General features: G+C 72.3%; 20 protein-coding genes and 1 riboswitch. Of the genes, 10 read left to right on the plus strand and 10 right to left on the minus strand.

Annotation, left to right across the window (positions count from 1 at the left end; all coding sequences use genetic code 11):
* On the plus strand, positions 1–1,987 hold a 1,987-nt coding region (locus ABZ896_RS10260; protein ID WP_360924960.1), incomplete at its 5' end, for a LuxR C-terminal-related transcriptional regulator.
* 7 nt (positions 1,988–1,994) lie between these two features.
* On the opposite strand, the gene bioD is transcribed toward ABZ896_RS10260, so the two are convergent.
* Genes bioD through bioB form a run of 3 tightly spaced genes read right to left on the minus strand, consistent with a single transcriptional unit; the run spans position 1,995 to position 5,119 of the window.
* Entirely contained in the window at positions 1,995–2,711 is a 717-nt protein-coding gene (bioD, locus tag ABZ896_RS10265; RefSeq protein ID WP_360924963.1) for a dethiobiotin synthase, read from the minus strand.
* A 1-nt stretch (position 2,712) separates the two neighbouring features.
* Entirely contained in the window at positions 2,713–3,984 is a 1,272-nt protein-coding gene (locus ABZ896_RS10270; protein WP_360924966.1) for an adenosylmethionine--8-amino-7-oxononanoate transaminase, read from the minus strand.
* Positions 3,977–5,119, minus strand: a complete 1,143-nt coding sequence (bioB, locus tag ABZ896_RS10275) for a biotin synthase BioB (protein ID WP_360924969.1) — start codon at positions 5,117–5,119, stop codon at positions 3,977–3,979. Before bioB ends, ABZ896_RS10270 begins: the two co-directional genes overlap by 8 nt.
* A gap of 148 nt (positions 5,120–5,267) precedes the next feature.
* Here bioB and ABZ896_RS10280 point away from each other — a divergent pair, with 148 nt between their 5' ends.
* Positions 5,268–6,395, plus strand: a complete 1,128-nt coding sequence (locus ABZ896_RS10280) for an 8-amino-7-oxononanoate synthase (RefSeq protein ID WP_360924972.1) — start codon at positions 5,268–5,270, stop codon at positions 6,393–6,395.
* Positions 6,396–6,436: 41 nt separating this feature from the next.
* Here the strand turns inward: ABZ896_RS10280 and ABZ896_RS10285 are convergent, their stop codons facing one another.
* Positions 6,437–6,658 (minus strand): DUF397 domain-containing protein, encoded by a 222-nt coding sequence (locus ABZ896_RS10285; protein WP_360924975.1) that lies wholly within the window; start codon positions 6,656–6,658, stop codon positions 6,437–6,439.
* A 9-nt stretch (positions 6,659–6,667) separates the two neighbouring features.
* Complete coding sequence (locus ABZ896_RS10290; RefSeq protein ID WP_360924977.1) at positions 6,668–7,528, minus strand: helix-turn-helix transcriptional regulator; 861 nt, start codon at positions 7,526–7,528, stop codon at positions 6,668–6,670.
* 214 nt (positions 7,529–7,742) lie between these two features.
* Here ABZ896_RS10290 and ABZ896_RS10295 point away from each other — a divergent pair, with 214 nt between their 5' ends.
* Positions 7,743–8,201 (plus strand): ATP-binding protein, encoded by a 459-nt coding sequence (locus ABZ896_RS10295; RefSeq protein WP_360924980.1) that lies wholly within the window; start codon positions 7,743–7,745, stop codon positions 8,199–8,201.
* 9 nt (positions 8,202–8,210) lie between these two features.
* Here the strand turns inward: ABZ896_RS10295 and ABZ896_RS10300 are convergent, their stop codons facing one another.
* The gene (locus ABZ896_RS10300; RefSeq protein ID WP_360924982.1) at positions 8,211–9,125 is read right to left on the minus strand and encodes a LysR family transcriptional regulator; all 915 of its coding nucleotides are present in this window, start codon (positions 9,123–9,125) and stop codon (positions 8,211–8,213) included.
* 85 nt (positions 9,126–9,210) lie between these two features.
* Here ABZ896_RS10300 and ABZ896_RS10305 point away from each other — a divergent pair, with 85 nt between their 5' ends.
* Positions 9,211–9,870, plus strand: a complete 660-nt coding sequence (locus tag ABZ896_RS10305; RefSeq protein WP_360924984.1) for a LysE family translocator — start codon at positions 9,211–9,213, stop codon at positions 9,868–9,870.
* A 53-nt stretch (positions 9,871–9,923) separates the two neighbouring features.
* Here the strand turns inward: ABZ896_RS10305 and ABZ896_RS10310 are convergent, their stop codons facing one another.
* The 3 genes from ABZ896_RS10310 to ABZ896_RS10320 form a co-directional block, all read right to left on the minus strand.
* Positions 9,924–10,397, minus strand: coding sequence for a C40 family peptidase (locus ABZ896_RS10310; protein WP_360924987.1), 474 nt, complete (start codon positions 10,395–10,397; stop codon positions 9,924–9,926).
* Between the two features lie 3 nt (positions 10,398–10,400).
* A riboswitch (cyclic di-AMP (ydaO/yuaA leader) is annotated at positions 10,401–10,612 on the minus strand.
* A gap of 301 nt (positions 10,613–10,913) precedes the next feature.
* Complete coding sequence (locus tag ABZ896_RS10315) at positions 10,914–11,219, minus strand: hypothetical protein (RefSeq protein ID WP_360924989.1); 306 nt, start codon at positions 11,217–11,219, stop codon at positions 10,914–10,916.
* A gap of 7 nt (positions 11,220–11,226) precedes the next feature.
* Positions 11,227–11,856: an ATP-dependent Clp protease proteolytic subunit gene (locus ABZ896_RS10320; protein WP_360924992.1), complete on the minus strand. Its 630-nt coding sequence runs from the start codon at positions 11,854–11,856 to the stop codon at positions 11,227–11,229.
* A gap of 85 nt (positions 11,857–11,941) precedes the next feature.
* On the opposite strand from ABZ896_RS10320, the gene ABZ896_RS10325 reads away from it, so the two are divergent.
* Positions 11,942–12,214, plus strand: coding sequence for a type II toxin-antitoxin system Phd/YefM family antitoxin (locus ABZ896_RS10325; RefSeq protein ID WP_360924995.1), 273 nt, complete (start codon positions 11,942–11,944; stop codon positions 12,212–12,214).
* Between the two features lie 51 nt (positions 12,215–12,265).
* Here the strand turns inward: ABZ896_RS10325 and ABZ896_RS10330 are convergent, their stop codons facing one another.
* On the minus strand, positions 12,266–13,258 hold the full coding sequence (locus tag ABZ896_RS10330) for an ABC transporter permease (protein ID WP_360924998.1): 993 nt from the start codon (positions 13,256–13,258) through the stop codon (positions 12,266–12,268).
* 129 nt (positions 13,259–13,387) lie between these two features.
* Here ABZ896_RS10330 and ABZ896_RS10335 point away from each other — a divergent pair, with 129 nt between their 5' ends.
* The 5 genes from ABZ896_RS10335 to ABZ896_RS10355 all read left to right on the plus strand — a co-directional run bounded on the left by ABZ896_RS10335 (position 13,388) and on the right by ABZ896_RS10355 (position 17,174).
* Positions 13,388–14,017 carry a TetR/AcrR family transcriptional regulator gene (locus ABZ896_RS10335; protein WP_360925001.1) on the plus strand — a complete coding sequence of 210 codons (630 nt, stop codon included), beginning with the start codon at positions 13,388–13,390 and terminating at the stop codon, positions 14,015–14,017.
* Positions 14,018–14,148: 131 nt separating this feature from the next.
* Complete coding sequence (locus ABZ896_RS10340; RefSeq protein WP_010355509.1) at positions 14,149–14,451, plus strand: urease subunit gamma; 303 nt, start codon at positions 14,149–14,151, stop codon at positions 14,449–14,451.
* Positions 14,452–14,460: 9 nt separating this feature from the next.
* Positions 14,461–14,772, plus strand: coding sequence for an urease subunit beta (locus tag ABZ896_RS10345; protein WP_360925004.1), 312 nt, complete (start codon positions 14,461–14,463; stop codon positions 14,770–14,772).
* Complete coding sequence (locus ABZ896_RS10350) at positions 14,765–16,486, plus strand: urease subunit alpha (protein WP_360925007.1); 1,722 nt, start codon at positions 14,765–14,767, stop codon at positions 16,484–16,486. Before ABZ896_RS10345 ends, ABZ896_RS10350 begins: the two co-directional genes overlap by 8 nt.
* Before the next feature lie 13 nt (positions 16,487–16,499).
* Entirely contained in the window at positions 16,500–17,174 is a 675-nt protein-coding gene (locus tag ABZ896_RS10355) for an urease accessory UreF family protein (RefSeq protein ID WP_360925010.1), read from the plus strand.
* Positions 17,175–17,200 lie beyond the last annotated feature (26 nt).

A 17,200-nucleotide genomic window follows, 5' to 3' on the forward strand; every position in this document is an offset into this window, starting at 1 on the left:
TCGACGGCGAACCGGTGTTGCTGGAGCGCACGGTGTACGCGGACTGGATCTCCCCCACGGTCTCGGCGATCGAACCGGACTGCCCCTCGGTCACCTCGCGCACGCGGGCGCGGGCGGTGTCGTCTTCCGGGACGCCTGGACGAGGATCGCCGCCTACGAGACCGGGTCGCCGGCGGACCGTCGTGACGTGCACCGGCTGCTGGCCCGCGTGCTGCACGGCACGGGGGAGACGCCCCACCGCTCGTGGCACCGGGGCGCGGGCGCGCTCGGCCCGAGCGGACGGCTCGTCGCGGAGCTGAAGGCGTCCGCGGACAAGGCGCGCAGGACGGGCCGGCTGGCGCTGGCGCGGGCTCTGCTGGAGCGTGCCGCCGCCCTCACCCCGGATCCACCGGAGAGCGCCCGGCTGCTGACACGTGCCGCCGCGGCCGCCTGGCAGTCGGGCGACGGCGACCGGGCCCGCCGCCTCGCGGCCGCGGGAGCCGCGGACGACGCCCTCACCGGGCTGTTCGCGCTGCGGGCGGGGAACGCGACGGAGGCGTTCGACGGGTTGCTGTCGGCGGTGGCCCGCCCCAGGAGACGGAACGATTCTTCAGGGACCTGTGGGACAAGAGAGATCCGAGGGATAGGAGAGGCCTGCAGGACAGGAGAGGCCTACGGGACAGGAGAGTACGACGGGGTCTCGGACCCCCGGCACCTCCTCGCCCGGGCCACCGAAGCCGCCATCTACACCGGTGACCTGCGCCGCTGCCGGGAGGCCGCCCAGGTCGCCGGAGAGCTGGAGATCGTGCCGCCCGGCACCCTCGGCGGGCTCGCGGCGGCCTTCGAGGGGCGTTACGAGGACGCCCGTGACCTGCTCCGGGCGGCCGCCGGGCACTGCGCCCCCGGCGGCGACCCCAGTTCCCTGGTGCACGCCGGCATCGCCTCGCTGCTGCTCGGCGACCACACCCGCGCCGCCACCGCGACCGTCCGCGCGGTGGCCGCGGCCCGCGACCGGGGCGAGAGCGCCGTGGCGGTGCAGGCCATGGAGTTCCGCGCCTACGCCGACTTCTGGACCGGGCGCCCCCAGGTCGGCCGGCTCGCCGCCCTCGACGTCCTGCACCAGGCCCACACCACCGGCCAGGACAACGGGGCCTGCCACCTCCAGGCCGCCCTCGCCATGTTCGCGGCGATCACCGGCGACGCGGACGCCTGCCGCGAACGCGCCGCCGCCGCACGGTCGTACGCCCTCGCCCGGGGCCTCGGCCTGCCCGCCGCCCTCGCCCAGTGGGCGCTCGCCTTCCTCGACCTCGGCACCGGCAACTTCGCGGGCGCCGCCGCCCGGCTACGCGCCCTCGCCGGGTTCGGCCCCGGACACGGGCACCGGGCCATCCGCCATCTCGCCACCCCGCACTACGTCGAGGCCGCCGTCCGTACCGACGACACCCGGATCGCCCGGGGCGCCCACGCCGACTACCACCGCTGGGCCACGACCGTACGCAGCCCCGACGACCTCGCCCTCAGCGCCCGCTGCCGGGCCCTGCTGGCGCCCGGTGAGGAGGCCGTCGAGCACTACCGCACCGCCCTCGACCTGCACGCGAGCGGCACCCGGGACTTCGAGCGCGCCCGCACCGAGATGCTGTTCGGCAGCGCCCTGCGCCGGCTGCGCCGCCGTACCGAGGCACGCGACCGCCTCCACAGCGCGCTGGAGGCCTTCGAGCACTTCGGGGCCCCGCAGTGCGCGGACCGGGCCCGCGCCGAACTCCGCGCCCTCGGCGCTCCCGCCGAACCCGCCCGCGCGGCGGCCGACCACCCCACCACCCGGCTCACCGCGCAGCAGTTCCTGGTCGCGCGGATGGCCGCCGAGGGCGCCACCAACCGTGAGATCGCCGCCCGTCTCGCCCTCAGCCCCCGCACCATCGACCACCATCTGCGCGGTGTCTTCACGCGGTTGGGGATCCGCTCCCGGATCGAGCTGGTGCGACTCATCGCGGACAGCGAGGTTTCCTGACGTTCCGTCAGGGTGCCTCGCGCACCCCGAACGCCTCCGCGTCCCACGTCCCGTCCAGTCGCGGTGCCAGCCAACTCGGCGCCGTGGTGCGGAAGTCGGCCGGTTCCAGCCGGCCGGCTCCCGCCGGGAGCGCGCCCAGCAGCGGTGCTGCGGACACCGTCGGAAGGTCCGCGAGGTTGCAACGCGAGGCCAGGTCAGGGGAGTCGGGCCAGCTGCCGATCACCACGCCCGCCAACTCCAGCCCGCGTCCTCGAAGTTCACGGGCCGTCAGCTCCGTCGTGTTCAGCGTGCCGAGGCCCGCCGACGCCACGACCAGCACCGGTGCCCGCAGCGCCCCGGCCACGTCCGCCAGCGTGCCGCCCTCCTCGTCGAAGCGGACGAGCAGCCCGCCCGCGCCCTCCACGAGGACCAGGTCGTGCCCGGCCGCCAGCTTCTGCGCCCGCTCCACCACGTCCCCCGGCCGCACCGGCGCCAGTCCGGCCCGCCGGGCCGCCGTCGCCGGGGCCAGCGGCTCGGGATAGCGCGCGCACTCCGCCGTCGTGACCGGCCCCGCGAGCCGCGCCACCTCGGCGGCGTCCCCCGGCTCGTCCGGCCGTACGCCGGTCTGCGCCGCCTTGAGGACCGCGACCGTACGGCCCGCGGCGAGCGCCGACGCGGCGACCGCGGCCGTGGCGACCGTCTTGCCGACCTCCGTGCCCGTCCCCGTGATCACCAGTACCGGCATGTCATCCCTCCCGCGCGGCGGCACCCACCGCACGCGCGATCCGCGCCACGTCCTCGTCGCCCGTGACGTACGGCGGCATCGTGTAGACGAGATCGCGGAACGGCCGCAGCCACACGCCTTCCCGTACGGCGGCCGCCGTCGCGGCCTTCATGTCGACCTCGTGGTCCAGCTGTACGACCCCGATGGCGCCCAGCACCCGTACGTCCCGCACGCCCGCGATCCCCCGAGCGGGTGCCAGCCCCTCCCGCAGCCCCGCCTCGATCCGCTTGACCTCCGCGCGCCAGTCCTGCCCGAGCAGCACACCGACAGAGGCGCAGGCCACCGAAGCCGCCAGCGGGTTGCCCATGAAGGTCGGGCCGTGGGCCAGCACCGGCACCTCGCCCCGCGAGATCCCGTCGGCCACCCGGGGCGTGCACAGCGTCGCCGCCATCGTCAGGTAGCCGCCGGTCAGCGCCTTGCCCACGCACATCACGTCCGGCGTCACCGCCGCGTGCTCCGCCGCGAACAGCGCTCCCGTACGTCCGAACCCGGTCGCGATCTCGTCGAACACCAGCAGCACGTCGTGCGCGTCACACGCCTCACGCAGCACCCGCAGATACGCGGGGGAGTGGAACCGCATCCCGCCCGCACCCTGCACCACCGGCTCCACGATCACGGCGGCCAGCTCGTCGGCGTGCCGCTCGATCGCCGCGCGCAGCTGGTCGGCGTACGACTCCTCGTACTCCGTCGGTGGCGCGTCCACGAACACCTGGCGGGGCAGCACCCCGGACCACAGTTCGTGCATCCCGCCCTCGGGGTCGCACACCGACATGGGCTGCCAGGTGTCGCCGTGGTAGCCGCCGCGCCAGGTCAGCAGGCGCTGCTTCCCCGGACGGCCCAGGGAACGCCAGTACTGGAGGCACATCTTGACCGCCACCTCGACCGACACGGACCCGGAGTCGGCGAGGAAGACATGCTCCAGGCCCTCGGGTGACATGTCGACAAGGAGCTTCGCGAGGCGGACGGCGGGCTCGTGGGTGAGCCCGCCGAACATCACATGGCTCATCCGGCCGAGCTGCTCGCGCGCGGCCTCGTCCAGCACCGGGTGGCGGTAGCCGTGGATCGCCGACCACCAGGACGACATGCCGTCGACCAGCTCCGAGCCGTCGGCCAGCCGCAGCCGCACCCCGCTCGCCGACTCCACGACCAGCGGGTCGACCCGGCCGGGCATCGGACCGTACGGATGCCAGACGTGCCGCCGGTCGAGGTCCAGAAGGTCCGGCAGGCTAGGCATTGGGTGCGAGATCCGTCCCGGCCCCTCGACGGCGTACGGCGACCAGGTCGGTCCGGGGCTCGTTCACCTCCGGCGCGGCAGCGGCCGTACCGCAGACACCACCACCCTCATGAGACCCACAGCCACCCGCTGCCCGGTGCTCCGGCAGTGTCACCTGATCCGCGCCCTCCACCTCGAACCCGGCGTCCGCGATCATCTCCAGGTCGGCCTTGCCGGCCTGGCCCTCGGTGGTGAGGTAGTCGCCCAGGAAGATCGAGTTGGCGAGGTTCAGGGCGAGCGGCTGCATGGTGCGCAGATGGACCTCGCGGCCGCCCGCGATGCGGACCTCCACGTCCGGGCAGACGAAGCGGACCATCGCGAGGATCCGCAGGCAGCGCTGCGGGGTGAGGTTCCACTCCTTGGCCAGCGGGGTGCCCTCGACCGGGATCAGGAAGTTGACCGGAACCGAGTCGGGGTCCAGCGCGCGCAGCGAGTAGACGACGTCGACGAGGTCCTCGTCCGACTCGCCCATGCCCGCGATCAGACCCGAGCAGGCGGACAGGCCCGCCGCGTGCGCCTTGGTCACGGTGTCCACGCGGTCCGCGTAGGTGTGTGTGGTGGTGATGTCGCCGTAGGTCGACTCGGACGTGTTGAGGTTGTGGTTGTAGGCGTCCGCGCCCGCCTCGCGCAGCCGCTCGGCCTGGCCGTCGGAGAGCAGACCGAGGCAGGCGCACACCTCGACGCCCTCGTTCTGCTCCTTGATCGCCTTGATGGTGCCCGCGACCCGGTCCACGTCCCGGTCGGTCGGACCGCGCCCGGAGGCGACCAGGCAGACCCGCTTGGCGCCACCGGCCAGACCGGCGGCCGCCGCCTTGGAGGCCTCGTCCGGCTTGAGCCAGGTGTACTTCAGGATGCCGGTCGTCGAGCCGAGCCGCTGGGAGCAGTAGGAGCAGTCCTCCGGGCACAACCCGGACTTCAGGTTGACCAGGTAGTTGAGTTTCACCCGCCGTCCGAACCAGTGGCGGCGCACCCTGCCGGCCGCGGCCACCACGTCGAGCAGGTCGTCGTCGGACGTGGCCAGCACGGCCAACGCCTCCTCGCGGGTCGGCAGCTCGCGCCGAAGCCCCTTGTCCACCAGCGTGTTCAGCAGGTCCATGAGAGCCGATCCTGTCCTACCGACCCGCCTCGGGCCAAGGTAGGGATCGAACAACTCACCCGCTTCGACGTGTGGGTATTGCCACACCGTGGGGAGCGTTTGCTGCCGCTAGGGTCTGTCCGTTGTCTACAAAAGTCCCGGAGGAGCCATGGCGTTCGGCTGGATCGACGAGCAGGCGGCCGCGCGCCGGCGGGCTGGGCTCGTACGGACCCTGCGGCCGCGTCCGGCCGACTCCCCGCTGCTCGATCTCGCGAGCAACGACTACCTGGGCCTGGCCCGCCATCCCGAGGTCGCCGAAGGGGCGGCGAGGGCCGCCCGGACCTGGGGCGGCGGGTCCACCGGATCGCGGCTCGTCACCGGCACCACCGAGCTGCACACCGAGCTCGAACGCGAACTGGCCGCCTTCTGCGGCTTCGAGGCGGCGCTCGTCTTCTCCTCCGGCTACGCGGCCAACCTCGCCGCCGTGACCGCGCTCGCCCCGCACGGCTCGCTGATCGTCTCCGACGCGGGCAACCACGCCTCGCTCATCGACGGCTGCCGGCTGGCCCGCGGGACGACCCAGGTGGTGGCGCACGCCGACCCGGCCGCGGTGCGCAAGGCGCTCGGCACCCACGACGGGCCCGCCGTCGCCGTGTCGGACACCGTCTTCTCGGTGGACGGGGACGCGGCACCGCTGGCCGAACTGGCCTTGGCGTGCCGGGAGTTCGGCGCGGGACTGGTCGTCGACGACGCGCACGGACTCGGAGTGCTCGGCGAGGGCGGCCAGGGCGCCCCGCACGCGGCGGGACTCGCGGGAGCCGACGACGTGGTCACCACGGTCACGCTCTCCAAGTCGCTCGGCAGCCAGGGCGGTGCCGTCCTCGGACCGGCGCGCGTGATCGACCACCTGGTCAACGCGGCCCGGACGTTCATCTTCGACACCGGACTCGCCCCCGCGGCGGCGGGCTCGGCCCTCGCAGCCCTGCGGCTGCTGCGCCGCGAGCCCGGGCGGGCGGCACGCGCGCGTGCGGTCGCCGCCGACCTGCACGCACGCCTGACCGCCGCGGGTCTGGAAGCGGTACGTCCGGACGCCGCGGTGGTCTCGGTGCGTGCTCCCTCCCCGGAGGGGGCCGTGCGGTGGGCGGCCGACTGCCGTGCCGCCGGGCTCTTCGTGGGCTGTTTCCGGCCCCCGTCGGTGCCCGACGGCATCTCACGGCTGAGGCTGACCGCCCGCGCGGACCTCTCCGAGGAGCAGATCGAGCGCGCTGTGCGTGTGATCGGCGAGACACGACCATGAGTCGGCGTGACACGGCCGTGCGCCGGTGCGGGACAGGACGGTCAGAACGCGGCAGTGAAGCCCGCCCAGCTCTCGGGGGAGAAGAGCAGCGCGGGTCCGTCCGGGTCCTTGGAGTCGCGTACGGCGATCAGTCCGGCCGGTGATCCGGCCGGCAGGCTCGCCGTCTCGACGCAGTTGTTCGCTCCGGTGCTGTAGCTGCTGCGCAGCCAGTGCACCCCGTGCAGTGCGGTACTGGAAGGTACGTTCCGAGGCAGAGCAGACATGGTGCCTCCTTACGCGCCGTCACCTATCACGGCGATGTAATCCAACGATTCCTCGGGCGAAAGGGCGTGTTCCTTAAGGGTGTTGAAGGCCTCCGTATAGGCCTGGAGGTCTTCTTTCCGTTCGAGGTAGAGGCTACTCGTCATGTGGTCGAGAACAACCACGTCCAGATCAGAAGTGCTCGAAAACGAGAAGATTACGAAAGGCCCGGTGATGCCCGCATGCGCCCCGGCGGTGAACGGCAGCACCTGCAGACACACTTGGGGCAGCCGGGCCGCGTCGAGGAGCCGGCGCAACTGACGCGCCATCACGTCCGGGCCGCCGACCTCGCGGCGCAGCACCGCCTCGTCCAGGACGGCGCTCAACTCCAGCGGCGGCGCCGCGCGCAGCACGTCCTGGCGGGCCAACCGTACCTCCACCAGCGCGTCCAGCCGCTCGTCGTCGAGGCCGTCCACCGCGGCCCGGGTCACCGCGCGGGCGTATTCGGGCGTCTGGAGCAGCCCGGGCACGACCGAGGTCTCCAGGGTGCGCATCGCACTCGCCTGGGACTCGAGGCTGATGAAGTCCCGGTAGGTGGCGGGCAGAATGCCCCGATAGGCGTGCCACCAGTGGTGCCGGCCGCCGCCCTCGTCCGGGCCGGCCAATGCCAGAAGCAATTCCCGCAATGGGGAATCGCCTACGGCATAGGCGTCCAGCAGTAACCGCACATCGGCCGGTTTCACCCCACTGGCGCCGGTCTCGATCCGGCTCACCTTCGACTGGTGCCAGCCCACCAGCCGGGCCGCCTCACCACTGGTGAGCTTCGCACCGGTGCGCAGGGCACGCAGTTCGGCACCCAGTTTCCGGCGGCGCACCGCGGGACCGTGCTGCATGGGGCCTCTCCTTACTCCTTACGGGGTGCCCAAATACGGTCTCGCGTCGCAGAGTTCACCGCTTTGAGCGACAGATATATGCATATCTTGGTGGATCGGCACCCGTCAGCGCCCCGGCAATGGCACTCTGGCGACGAAGCACCAGTCCGGGACCGTACTCGAACCATCCGCCTCGTGTCGGACTCCGGTCCCGTGGGAAAGGGACGACGTCGCCATGGCAGACCATCTGGAAGCATCCGTCACTCTGCCGAGCGAACCCGCCTCGGTCTCCGCGGCCCGCGGCTATGTCCTGAGCACCCTGGCGGAGTGGGGGCTGCCGGCGGACACCGAAGCGGCAGAGACCGTCCGCCTCATCGTCTCCGAACTCACCACCAACGCCGTACAGCACACCTTCGGCCAGTCACCCACCTTCACGGTGGACATCGAGCTGCACCGTGACGAACACCTGCGCATCGGGGTCACCGACAGCCACCCCCGCTTCCCCAAGCGCCTGCCGGCCGCGGTCCAGCAGGACAACGGCCGGGGCATGGTGATCATCCGCTGGCTGGCCGCCGAGTGCGGCGGCAAGCTGAGAGTCCGCCCCACCCGCGAGGGCGGCAAGACGGTCTCCATCGAACTGCCGTGGACGGCCCCGGCCCAGCCGGTCGCGACGGCGGGGCAGCAGGAGCCGTAGACAAGCCTGTCAGTGGTGGTGGACCCGGCCGAACGCGCCCCGCAGCAGGGCCCGGAAGGCGTCCGCGGCGGCCGCCGCCTCTCCCGTCCGGCGGACGACCGAGATCGTACGGCGCAGTCGTCCACCCTCCAGCCGCCGTACCCCCACCGGCGTGGCCGCCGTCCGCGCCACCATCTCCGGCACCACCCCGACCCCCAGCCCCGCGCTCGCCAGCGCGCACACCAGGGCGTAGCCCGGGGTCGCCACCAGCACCGACGGCGCGGCCCCGGCCCGGGCCAGTTCCGCCTCCACCTCCCGGCGGGCCGGATGATCCGGCGCCATGCTGATCAGCGGTTGCCCCGCGAGTTCCGTGAGCGGCAGGGGTGCGGTGTCACCGGCGAGGGCGTGTCCGGGGGCCGTCACCAGGACCAGTTCCTCCACCAGCACGGGTTCCGCGCTCAGGGTGGCCGGGAGCGGGGTCGGTTCGGCCGGTTCGTAGGTGTGCGTCAGCGCCAGGTCGATCGCGCCGGACGCCACCGCCGTTACCCCGGCGGGGGGTTCGTAGAAGGAGACCGTCAACTCCACGTCCGGGTGGGCCCGTCGGAAGGCGCTCAGGACCGGCGGCAGTAGTTGGATGCCGGCCGTCTGGAAGGTGCCCAGGCGCAGCTGACCGCCCGACAGGCCCGTCAGCAGGGCGAGTTCGTGCCGGGCGCGGTCCAGCTCGTCGAGCACCCGGCGGGCCCGTACGACCAGCAGCTCGCCCGCGCCGGTGAGCCGGGTGCCGCGGTGGTGCCGTACCAGAAGGGCCGTGCCCGCCTCCCGCTCCAGCTTGGCCAGCTGCTGGGAGAGCGCCGGTGCCGTGTAGCCGAGGCGCTCGGCGGCCCGGGTGATGGAGCCGGCCTCCGCGACGGCGACGAGGGCGGCGAGACGGGTGGGGTCGTACATACGGGCCTGCCCAAAGAGATGCTTAAGGGAGACCCAGGTTATTCGACATACCTGCTGAAGGCTTGGGGGCGGCAGGCTGGGTCGCATGGACGGACAGCTCATCGCTTTCACGGGGGTCGCCGCGGGCATGGTCGCCATGCCGGGGGCCGACTTCACCGTCGTCGTACGCAACGCCCTGGTCTCCCGCCGGGCCGGCGTCGCCTGCGCACTCGGCGTCGCGGGCGGCCTGCTCGTGCACACGGCGCTGGCGGTGGCGGGGGTCGCGGCGGTGCTGACGGCGGTGCCCGCGCTGTTCCGGGCGCTCCAAGTGGCGGGTGGCGCCTACGTGTTGTACATGGGGGTACGGGCCCTGCTGGCGCTGCGGGAGTGGACGGCGGGGGCCGGAACCGAAGCGGACGCCCGGACTGAAGCGGACGCCGGAGCCGACACCGGCACTCGGCGTTTCGCTCCCTTGCGCCAGGGCTTCGTCACCAACGCGCTCAACCCCAAGGCGCCGGTCACCTTCCTCAGCCTGCTGCCGCAGTTCGTGCCCGCGGGAAGTCCCGCGCTGCCGCGCACCCTGGTGCTCGCGCTGATCGTGGTCGCCCTCGCGCTGGTGTGGTTCCCCGCGGTCGCCGTCCTGGTGGACCGACTCGGGCGGTGGCTGCGCCGGCCCCGGGCCGCCCGGGCGATCACCGCGGTCACCGGCGGCGCGCTCACGGCTCTGGGGACCGTCCTGCTGGCCGAGCCGCTGCTGGCGGCCTGAGCGTGCCCGAGGGGGCGACGGCGGGTCAGGTCGCCGTCACCCCCTCGGAGAGGTCACTTGACCCGGCCGTACCAGACGCTCTTCGTCCAGATCTTCTGCAGTCGGACCACGTCCCCGGTCTTCGGGGCGTGCCAGATCTTTCCCTTCCCGGCGTAGATGCCGACGTGGTAGACGTTCGAGCCCGAGTGGAAGAACACCAGGTCTCCGGCCTTGCGGCTGCCCGCGGAGATGTGGCGGGTCTTGTTGTACTGCTGGGCCGCCGTTCGCGGGAGCTTCTTGCCCGCCTTCTTGAACGAGTACTGCGTAAGCCCTGAGCAGTCGAAACGCTTCGGCCCCACGGCGCCGTACCTGTACGGCGAGCCCTTCTTGGAGGCCGCGACGTTGAGTGCCTTGGTCGCCGGCGTCGCGGCCGCGGCATCGGAGGCGATGCCCGGGATCACGACGGAGCCGCTCACGGCGGCCAGGGTGAGCGCCGAAGCCGTACCGGCTCGGGCCATCAGCGACGGGACACGATTGAGCGCAGACATGCGCAACCCTTCGTCAGCCGCCTGTGAAGGATGACCTGTCGGATTCGGGCTGGCGAAGTTGCCCGGCCGCTGACGCGGCTTCACCCCAAGGGCTGCTCGGCCCGGTCATGGCGTGACCGTCCCGGCGACCCGTCGTGCTTGGGTCCTCCACTCCTGCCGATCCACTCCTGTCGACCGGTCATCCGGGCGGCGGCAGGACTCGGCGTCCACCCGGATCGCCCCGCCGCTGCGGCGGGGGCTTGTCGTCAGACAGGGATCTTGACGCACGGAAGTGCGAAAAACCCAACGGAACCATGGATTTGTGTTGTTACTCACCAACCACCCGTTTGGGTGGACACCCCTTCGAACGAGGGGGTGTCGAGGGGGCCGGGGACGCCCGGACCAGCAACGAAGGCCCCTATCCCGCTCCCGTTATCGGCGCGTTGCGCAACCTTGACGGTCGTGAAAAAGGAGCCCCGCCTCCGCCAATGGGGGGTACGTCGTTTGGTCCGTTTCGACTCAGCTCCGGACGCCCCGTCAACTCACGGAGTCGGGCGGCAGGGTGACCCTGGCCGTGCGCCGCTCGCCGTCCAGGACCCGCAGAGCCCGCGCGAGAGTCGCCGCGTGCAGTTCGCGCTCGCCCCGGGTGTGCATCAGTACGAGTGCGTCGCGCAACTCGGTCGCCCTGCTCACCAGGGCCTGCGCCGCGCGCAGTCCGCCGTAGGTGTCCTCGTGCCGGGCGGGGTTGATCCGGCCGAGCAGGTCGACGACGTCGAGGTAACGGTCGATCAGCTCGCCCTCGGCGCGGGTGAGCGCGGGCAGCGGCGGCAGGTCCGGCACCATCGGCGACTCACCTCGCGCCGGGCAGCGAGGACTTGCGGCTCGGCACGATCCGGTCCGCGAGGCCGTAGTCCAGCGCCCCCTGCGCGTCCAGGAACTTGTCCCGCTCGATGTCGGCGCTCACCTGCTCGGGGGTGCGTCCGGTGTGCCGGACGAGCAGCTCCTCAAGGCGGGCCCGCACCCGGAGCAACTCGTCGGCCTGGATGGCCAGATCGCTGGCCTGTCCCTGGACGGGCTCGGTCAGCTCCGGCTGGTGGATCGTCACCCGCGCGCCCGGCAGCAGGGACCGCTTGCCCGGGGCGCCGGCCGCGAGCAGCACCGCCGCGGAGGAACCGGCCTGCCCGAGGCACGTCGTCTCCACGTCACAGGTGACGTACCGCATCGTGTCGTAGATCGCCGACATCGCGCTGAACGAGCCGCCGGGGGAGTTGATGTACAGCGAGATGTCCCGGTCCGGGTTCTGGTACTCGAGATACATGAACTGCGCCATCACGTCGTTCGCCGAGATGTCGTCGATCGGCGTCCCGAGGAAGACGATCCGCTCCTCAAGGAGCTTCGAGTACGGATCCATCGTCGTGCTGCCGGAACTCGTGCGCTCGGTGAACTCGGGCAGGACGTAACGGGCGGACGGTCGGGTCATGGCATACCCCTCCTCGCGACGGTGCTGTCTGTGCGGAGCTGTCTGTAAAAAATGTACAGGACGTACGTGACGTTATGATGGGGGTATGGCCTACGAGATTCCGGTGACGCAAGCCAGGGCTGAGCTCGCCGACCTGATCAACCGGGTGGTGTACGGCGGCGAGCGTGTCGTCGTCACACGGCACGGAAAGCCGCTGGTCGCCCTGGTCTCCGCCGCCGACCTCGAACGGCTGGAGGAGCTGCGGGAGCCCGCGGAGGAGCAGGTGGTGAGCGCCGTCTCCACGGTCCGCGAAGTCGCGTCCGCTCCTCGCGAACAGCAGCGGTTCGGCATCGCGGCACACCACAGGGGCCCCTCGTAGAACGCGAAGAACCGCGCACCCGGCGCGGTTCTTGACGACGAGCCTTGAGGGTCAGCCGGCAGGCATCAACTCCCGCTCGGCCACGGCCGGTTCACCACTCCTCGCCCGCCCCTTCAGCGCGCTCCCCAGGACTACGGCGCCCAGGCCCAGCGCGGCCCACCAGCTGAGCGTGAGGACCGGACCGGTCGCCGCCGCGCCGTCGAAGAAGGACACCGAGCGCAGCAGGCTCGCGCTCGCCCCCGGCGGGAGCCACTGACCGACCGTGCCGACCGGCTCGGGCAGCAGCTGCGGCGCCGAGGAGGCGCCGGAGAACGGGTTGCCGAGGAACATCACCAGCAACGCGACGACCCCGACCCCCGCGGTGCCGACCAGGGCGGCCACTCCCGCCACGGCCGCGCTCACCGCCAGCGTCGACAGGGCGAACACCCCTGCCTCCGCCCACCAGTTCCCGCCCAGCACGTCCAGCCAGCTGTGCGCCAGCGCGGCCGCGACGACACCCACCAGCGCGGCGGCCCCGGTCAGCGCGACCACAGCGCGGAAGCCGCGCAGCCCGACCACGGTCACGACCGCGCCCGCGATGATGCCGGCCAGGGCCAGCGGCAGCACGGAGGAACTCAGGGCCGCGCCCCGCGGGTCGTTCGCGGAAGCGGGGACGACGTCGGTCACCTTCACCTCGGCGCCGCCGCCGCTCGCGGCCGTCTGCTGGGCCACGGCCTGCTGGAGGAGCTGGGCGACGACCGGGCTCGCGGCCGAGGCGGTCAGCAGTTCGGGCCCCTGGGCGGTGACCACCACCGCGCCGTATACGGTCCGGTCCGCGATCGCGTCCCGGGCGGCGGCCTCGTCCGCGTAGTGGTGGATCTCGAAGGCCCCCTCGTGCTGCCGGAGCGCCTTCTCCATCTGTGCGGTCGCGGTGGCCGGTCCGGCCACGCCGAGGGGCAGGTCGCGAGGTGCGGTGCGGGCGGCGGGCCAGGCGAAGGCCCAGAGCGCGAGGGCGGCGAGCAGGGGGACGAGGAGGACGACCGCGAGCGTGCGGCGGGTGGACATGGGGATCTCCCGGGTCGGAGGGGTGGACGGGCGCTCTGAAAAAGAAGGATCGTTCGTTTTAGGTTCGCTCCCACCGTCCCGCCGAAGCCGCTCCTTGTCAAGAAGGAATGTTCGTTTTACGTTGTGGCCATGGCCCGCGTATCCCAGGAACACCTCGACGCCCGCCGCCGCCAGATCCTCGACGGCGCCGCGGTCTGCTTCGCCCGCAACGGCTTCCACGCCACCTCCATGCAGGACGTCCTCAAGGAGGTCGACCTCTCGGCCGGGGCGGTGTACCGCTACTTCAGCGGCAAGGAGGCGCTGATCGCCGCGATCGTGGGGGAGGTGCTCGGCCAGGTCCGCGAGGGCTTCGAGGAGGCGGCCCGCAGCACCCCGCCCCCGCCGCCGGACCTGCTGGTGGCGACCGTGCTCAGCCGCGTCCTCGCCACCAAGGAGTCGCTGACCGTCGACGGGCGGCCCGCGTTCCCGGGGCTGGTCGTCCAGGTGTGGGCGGAGACCATCCGCAACGAGGAGCTGGCGGCCGTCCTGCAGGAGGGCTACGGCGCGGTGCGCGAGGCCTGGACGCGGATCGTCCGGGCGCACCAGGACGCCGGGACGATCCGGTCGGACGTCCCCCCGGAGTACGTGGCCCGCACCATGATGGCCGCCGCGATGGGCTTCCTCGCGCAGCAGGCGCTGTTCGGTCCGGCGCCCGCCGAGGAGCTGCGGGACGGTCTACGGGCGTTGATGAGCGCGCGGGGCGAAGCCGGCGCGAACTGATGGATCACGGCTCGGTTAACGTGCCTGAAACCCGGTCCAACTAGCCTGCCGATCCACGCCACCAGCGACTTTGCCCGTGGCTGCGGCAACCGGATCCCGCACGGTCCGGAGCGAGGACTGTGAGGTGGGACGTGCAACTGACCCCGCACGAGCAAGAGCGACTGCTCATCCATGTGGCGGCCGACGTGGCCGAGAAGCGCCGGGCCCGCGGCCTGAAGCTGAACCACCCCGAGGCGGTCGCCCTCATCACGTCGCACATCCTCGAGGGCGCGCGTGACGGCCGTACCGTCGCCGAACTCATGGCCTCCGGGCGCAAGCTGCTGACCCGCGACGACGTCATGGAGGGCATCCCCGAGATGATCCACGACGTGCAGGTCGAGGCGACCTTCCCGGACGGCACCAAGCTCGTCACCGTCCACGACCCGATCGTCTGAGGGGCGCCGATGATTCCCGGAGAGATCCTCCACGGCGACGGGCCGATTGCCTACAACGAGGGCCGCGAGGTCACCCGGCTGACCGTCCTCAACGCCGCCGACCGGCCCGTCCAGGTCGGCTCCCACTACCACTTCGCCGAGGCCAACCCCGGCCTGGACTTCGACCGCGCGGCAGCGCGCGGCAAGCGGCTGAACGTCGCCGCCGGCACCGCCGTGCGCTTCGAGCCCGGGATCCCCGTCGACGTCGAACTCGTCCCGCTCGTCGGCGCCCGTGTGGTGCCGGGCCTGCGCGGGGAGACCGGAGGTGCCCTCGATGCCTGAGATCTCTCGTGCCGCCTACGCCGACCTGTTCGGCCCGACCACCGGCGACCGCATCCGGCTCGCCGACACCGACCTGCTGATCGAGGTCGAGGAGGACCGCAGCGGCGGCCCCGGACTCGCCGGTGACGAGGCGGTGTTCGGCGGCGGCAAGGTCATCCGCGAGTCCATGGGGCAGTCGCGTGCTACGCGCGCAGACGGCACCCCCGACACCGTCATCACCGGCGCGGTCATCGTCGACCACTGGGGCGTCGTCAAGGCCGACGTCGGCATCCGCGACGGCCGGATCACCGGCATCGGCAAGGCGGGCAACCCCGACACCATGGACGGGGTCCACCCCGACCTCGTGATCGGCCCCGAGACCGAGATCATCGCGGGCAACGGACGGATCCTGACCGCCGGTGCCGTCGACGCCCACGTCCACTTCATCTGCCCGCAGATCGCCGACGAGGCGCTGTCGGCGGGCGTGACCACCCTGGTCGGCGGCGGCACGGGCCCCGCCGAGGGCTCGAAGGCCACCACCGTCACCCCCGGCCCCTGGCACCTCGCCCGGATGATGGAGGCGATGGAGCAGTACCCGCTCAACATCGGCTTCCTCGGCAAGGGCAACACCGTCTCGCACGAGGCGATGCTCTCCCAGATCCGCGGCGGCGCCCTCGGCCTCAAGCTGCACGAGGACTGGGGCTCGACCCCGGCCGTCATCGACGCCTCGCTGACCGTCGCCGACCGCACCGGCGTCCAGGTCGCCATCCACACCGACACCCTCAACGAGGCCGGATTCGTCGGCGACACCCTCGCCGCGATCGCCGGCCGGGGCATCCACGCCTACCACACCGAGGGCGCGGGCGGCGGACACGCGCCGGACATCATGACCGTGGTCTCGCAGCCGCACGTCCTGCCCAGCTCGACCAACCCGACGCGGCCCTTCACCGTCAACACCGCCGAGGAACACCTCGACATGCTGATGGTCTGCCACCACCTCAACGCGGCGGTCCCGGAGGACCTCGCCTTCGCCGAGTCCCGCATCCGCCCGACCACCATCGGTGCCGAGGACATCCTCCACGACCTGGGCGCGATCTCGATCATCTCCTCGGACGCCCAGGCGATGGGGCGCTGCGGCGAGGTGATCATGCGCACCTGGCAGACGGCCCACGTCATGAAGCGGAAGCGGGGCGCCCTGCCCGGCGACGGCCGCGCGGACAACCATCGCGTACGGCGCTACGTCGCCAAGTACACGATCAACCCGGCCGTGGCCCAGGGCCTCGCCCACGAGATCGGCTCGGTGGAGACGGGCAAGCTCGCCGACCTGGTGCTGTGGGAGCCGGCCTTCTTCGGCGTCAAGCCGCACCTCGTCGTCAAGGGCGGCCAGATCGCCTACGCGCAGATGGGCGACGCCAACGCGTCCATCCCCACCCCGCAGCCGATCCTGCCCCGCCCGATGTACGGCGCGATCGGCCGTGCCCCCGCCTCGAACTCCTTCACCTTCGTGGCCCCGCTGGCCATCGAGGACGGGCTGCCGGAGCGGCTCCAGCTCGGCAAGCGGTTCGTCGCGATCGAGTCGACGCGCGGGGTCACCAAGGCCGACATGCGCGAGAACGACGCCCGCCCCGAGGTACGCGTCGACCCCGACAGCTTCGCCGTGCACATCGACGGTGAGCTGGTGGAGGCGACCCCGGCGGCGGAACTGCCGCTGGCGCAGCGGTACTTCCTCTTCTGATGGCAGGGCTGTGATGTCACGCGCCGCACTGCTCGTCCTGGCCGACGGCCGCTTCCCCGCCGGAGGGCACGCCCACTCCGGCGGGGCGGAGGAGGCGGTCAAGGCGGGCCGGATCACGGACGCGGAGAGCCTGGAGGCGTTCTGCCGGGGCCGGTTGCACACGGCGGGCCTGGTGTCGGCGGCACTGGCCGCGGCCGCGGCGGCGGGAGCGGACCCGACCCAACTGGACGCGGCCGCCGACGCCCGCACCCCGTCCCCCGCACTACGGCTGGCCGCCCGCAAACTGGGCCGCCAGCTGATGCGAGCGGCACGGGCGACCTGGCCGTCCGGCGAACTCGACGCTCTGGCAGGGAAGTTCCCCAAGGGCGCCCACCAGCCCGTGGTGCTGGGCCTGGCGGCACGAGCGGCCGGCCTGGAGCCTGTGGACGCGGCCTACTGCGCGGTGTACGAGAGCGTGAGCGGCCCGGCGAGCGCGACGGTGCGGTTGCTGAGCCTGGACCCCTTCGACGCGACAGCCGTACTGGCAAGACTGGCCCCGGAATTGGACCGCGTAGCGGACAGAGCGCTGGAGGCCGCTCGCAGAGCTGTAGGCGAGGGAGTAGACGTACTGCCCTCCGCATCCGCTCCGCTACTGGAAATCGGAGCAGAACTGCACGCGACCTGGCCAGTACGCCTGTTCGCCTCGTAGGAGAGGGCTGCGCGAACCCACCTGTT

Source organism: Streptomyces sp. NPDC047072 (genome assembly GCF_040643855.1).
Taxonomy (GTDB): Bacteria; Actinomycetota; Actinomycetes; order Streptomycetales; family Streptomycetaceae; genus Streptomyces.

What these genes read in the sequence shown, in the direction of transcription:
- bioD (WP_360924963.1), bottom strand. Translation starts at nt 2,711, where the DNA reads ATGCCGGTACTGGTGATCACGGGGACGGGCACGGAGGTCGGCAAGACG.
- ABZ896_RS10270 (WP_360924966.1), bottom strand. Translation starts at nt 3,984, where the DNA reads ATGCCTAGCCTGCCGGACCTTCTGGACCTCGACCGGCGGCACGTCTGG.
- bioB (WP_360924969.1), bottom strand. Translation starts at nt 5,119, where the DNA reads ATGGACCTGCTGAACACGCTGGTGGACAAGGGGCTTCGGCGCGAGCTG.
- ABZ896_RS10280 (WP_360924972.1), top strand. Translation starts at nt 5,268, where the DNA reads ATGGCGTTCGGCTGGATCGACGAGCAGGCGGCCGCGCGCCGGCGGGCT.
- ABZ896_RS10285 (WP_360924975.1), bottom strand. Translation starts at nt 6,658, where the DNA reads ATGTCTGCTCTGCCTCGGAACGTACCTTCCAGTACCGCACTGCACGGG.
- ABZ896_RS10290 (WP_360924977.1), bottom strand. Translation starts at nt 7,528, where the DNA reads ATGCAGCACGGTCCCGCGGTGCGCCGCCGGAAACTGGGTGCCGAACTG.
- ABZ896_RS10295 (WP_360924980.1), top strand. Translation starts at nt 7,743, where the DNA reads ATGGCAGACCATCTGGAAGCATCCGTCACTCTGCCGAGCGAACCCGCC.
- ABZ896_RS10300 (WP_360924982.1), bottom strand. Translation starts at nt 9,125, where the DNA reads ATGTACGACCCCACCCGTCTCGCCGCCCTCGTCGCCGTCGCGGAGGCC.
- ABZ896_RS10305 (WP_360924984.1), top strand. Translation starts at nt 9,211, where the DNA reads ATGGACGGACAGCTCATCGCTTTCACGGGGGTCGCCGCGGGCATGGTC.
- ABZ896_RS10310 (WP_360924987.1), bottom strand. Translation starts at nt 10,397, where the DNA reads ATGTCTGCGCTCAATCGTGTCCCGTCGCTGATGGCCCGAGCCGGTACG.
- ABZ896_RS10315 (WP_360924989.1), bottom strand. Translation starts at nt 11,219, where the DNA reads ATGGTGCCGGACCTGCCGCCGCTGCCCGCGCTCACCCGCGCCGAGGGC.
- ABZ896_RS10320 (WP_360924992.1), bottom strand. Translation starts at nt 11,856, where the DNA reads ATGACCCGACCGTCCGCCCGTTACGTCCTGCCCGAGTTCACCGAGCGC.
- ABZ896_RS10325 (WP_360924995.1), top strand. Translation starts at nt 11,942, where the DNA reads ATGGCCTACGAGATTCCGGTGACGCAAGCCAGGGCTGAGCTCGCCGAC.
- ABZ896_RS10330 (WP_360924998.1), bottom strand. Translation starts at nt 13,258, where the DNA reads ATGTCCACCCGCCGCACGCTCGCGGTCGTCCTCCTCGTCCCCCTGCTC.
- ABZ896_RS10335 (WP_360925001.1), top strand. Translation starts at nt 13,388, where the DNA reads ATGGCCCGCGTATCCCAGGAACACCTCGACGCCCGCCGCCGCCAGATC.
- ABZ896_RS10345 (WP_360925004.1), top strand. Translation starts at nt 14,461, where the DNA reads ATGATTCCCGGAGAGATCCTCCACGGCGACGGGCCGATTGCCTACAAC.
- ABZ896_RS10350 (WP_360925007.1), top strand. Translation starts at nt 14,765, where the DNA reads ATGCCTGAGATCTCTCGTGCCGCCTACGCCGACCTGTTCGGCCCGACC.
- ABZ896_RS10355 (WP_360925010.1), top strand. Translation starts at nt 16,500, where the DNA reads ATGTCACGCGCCGCACTGCTCGTCCTGGCCGACGGCCGCTTCCCCGCC.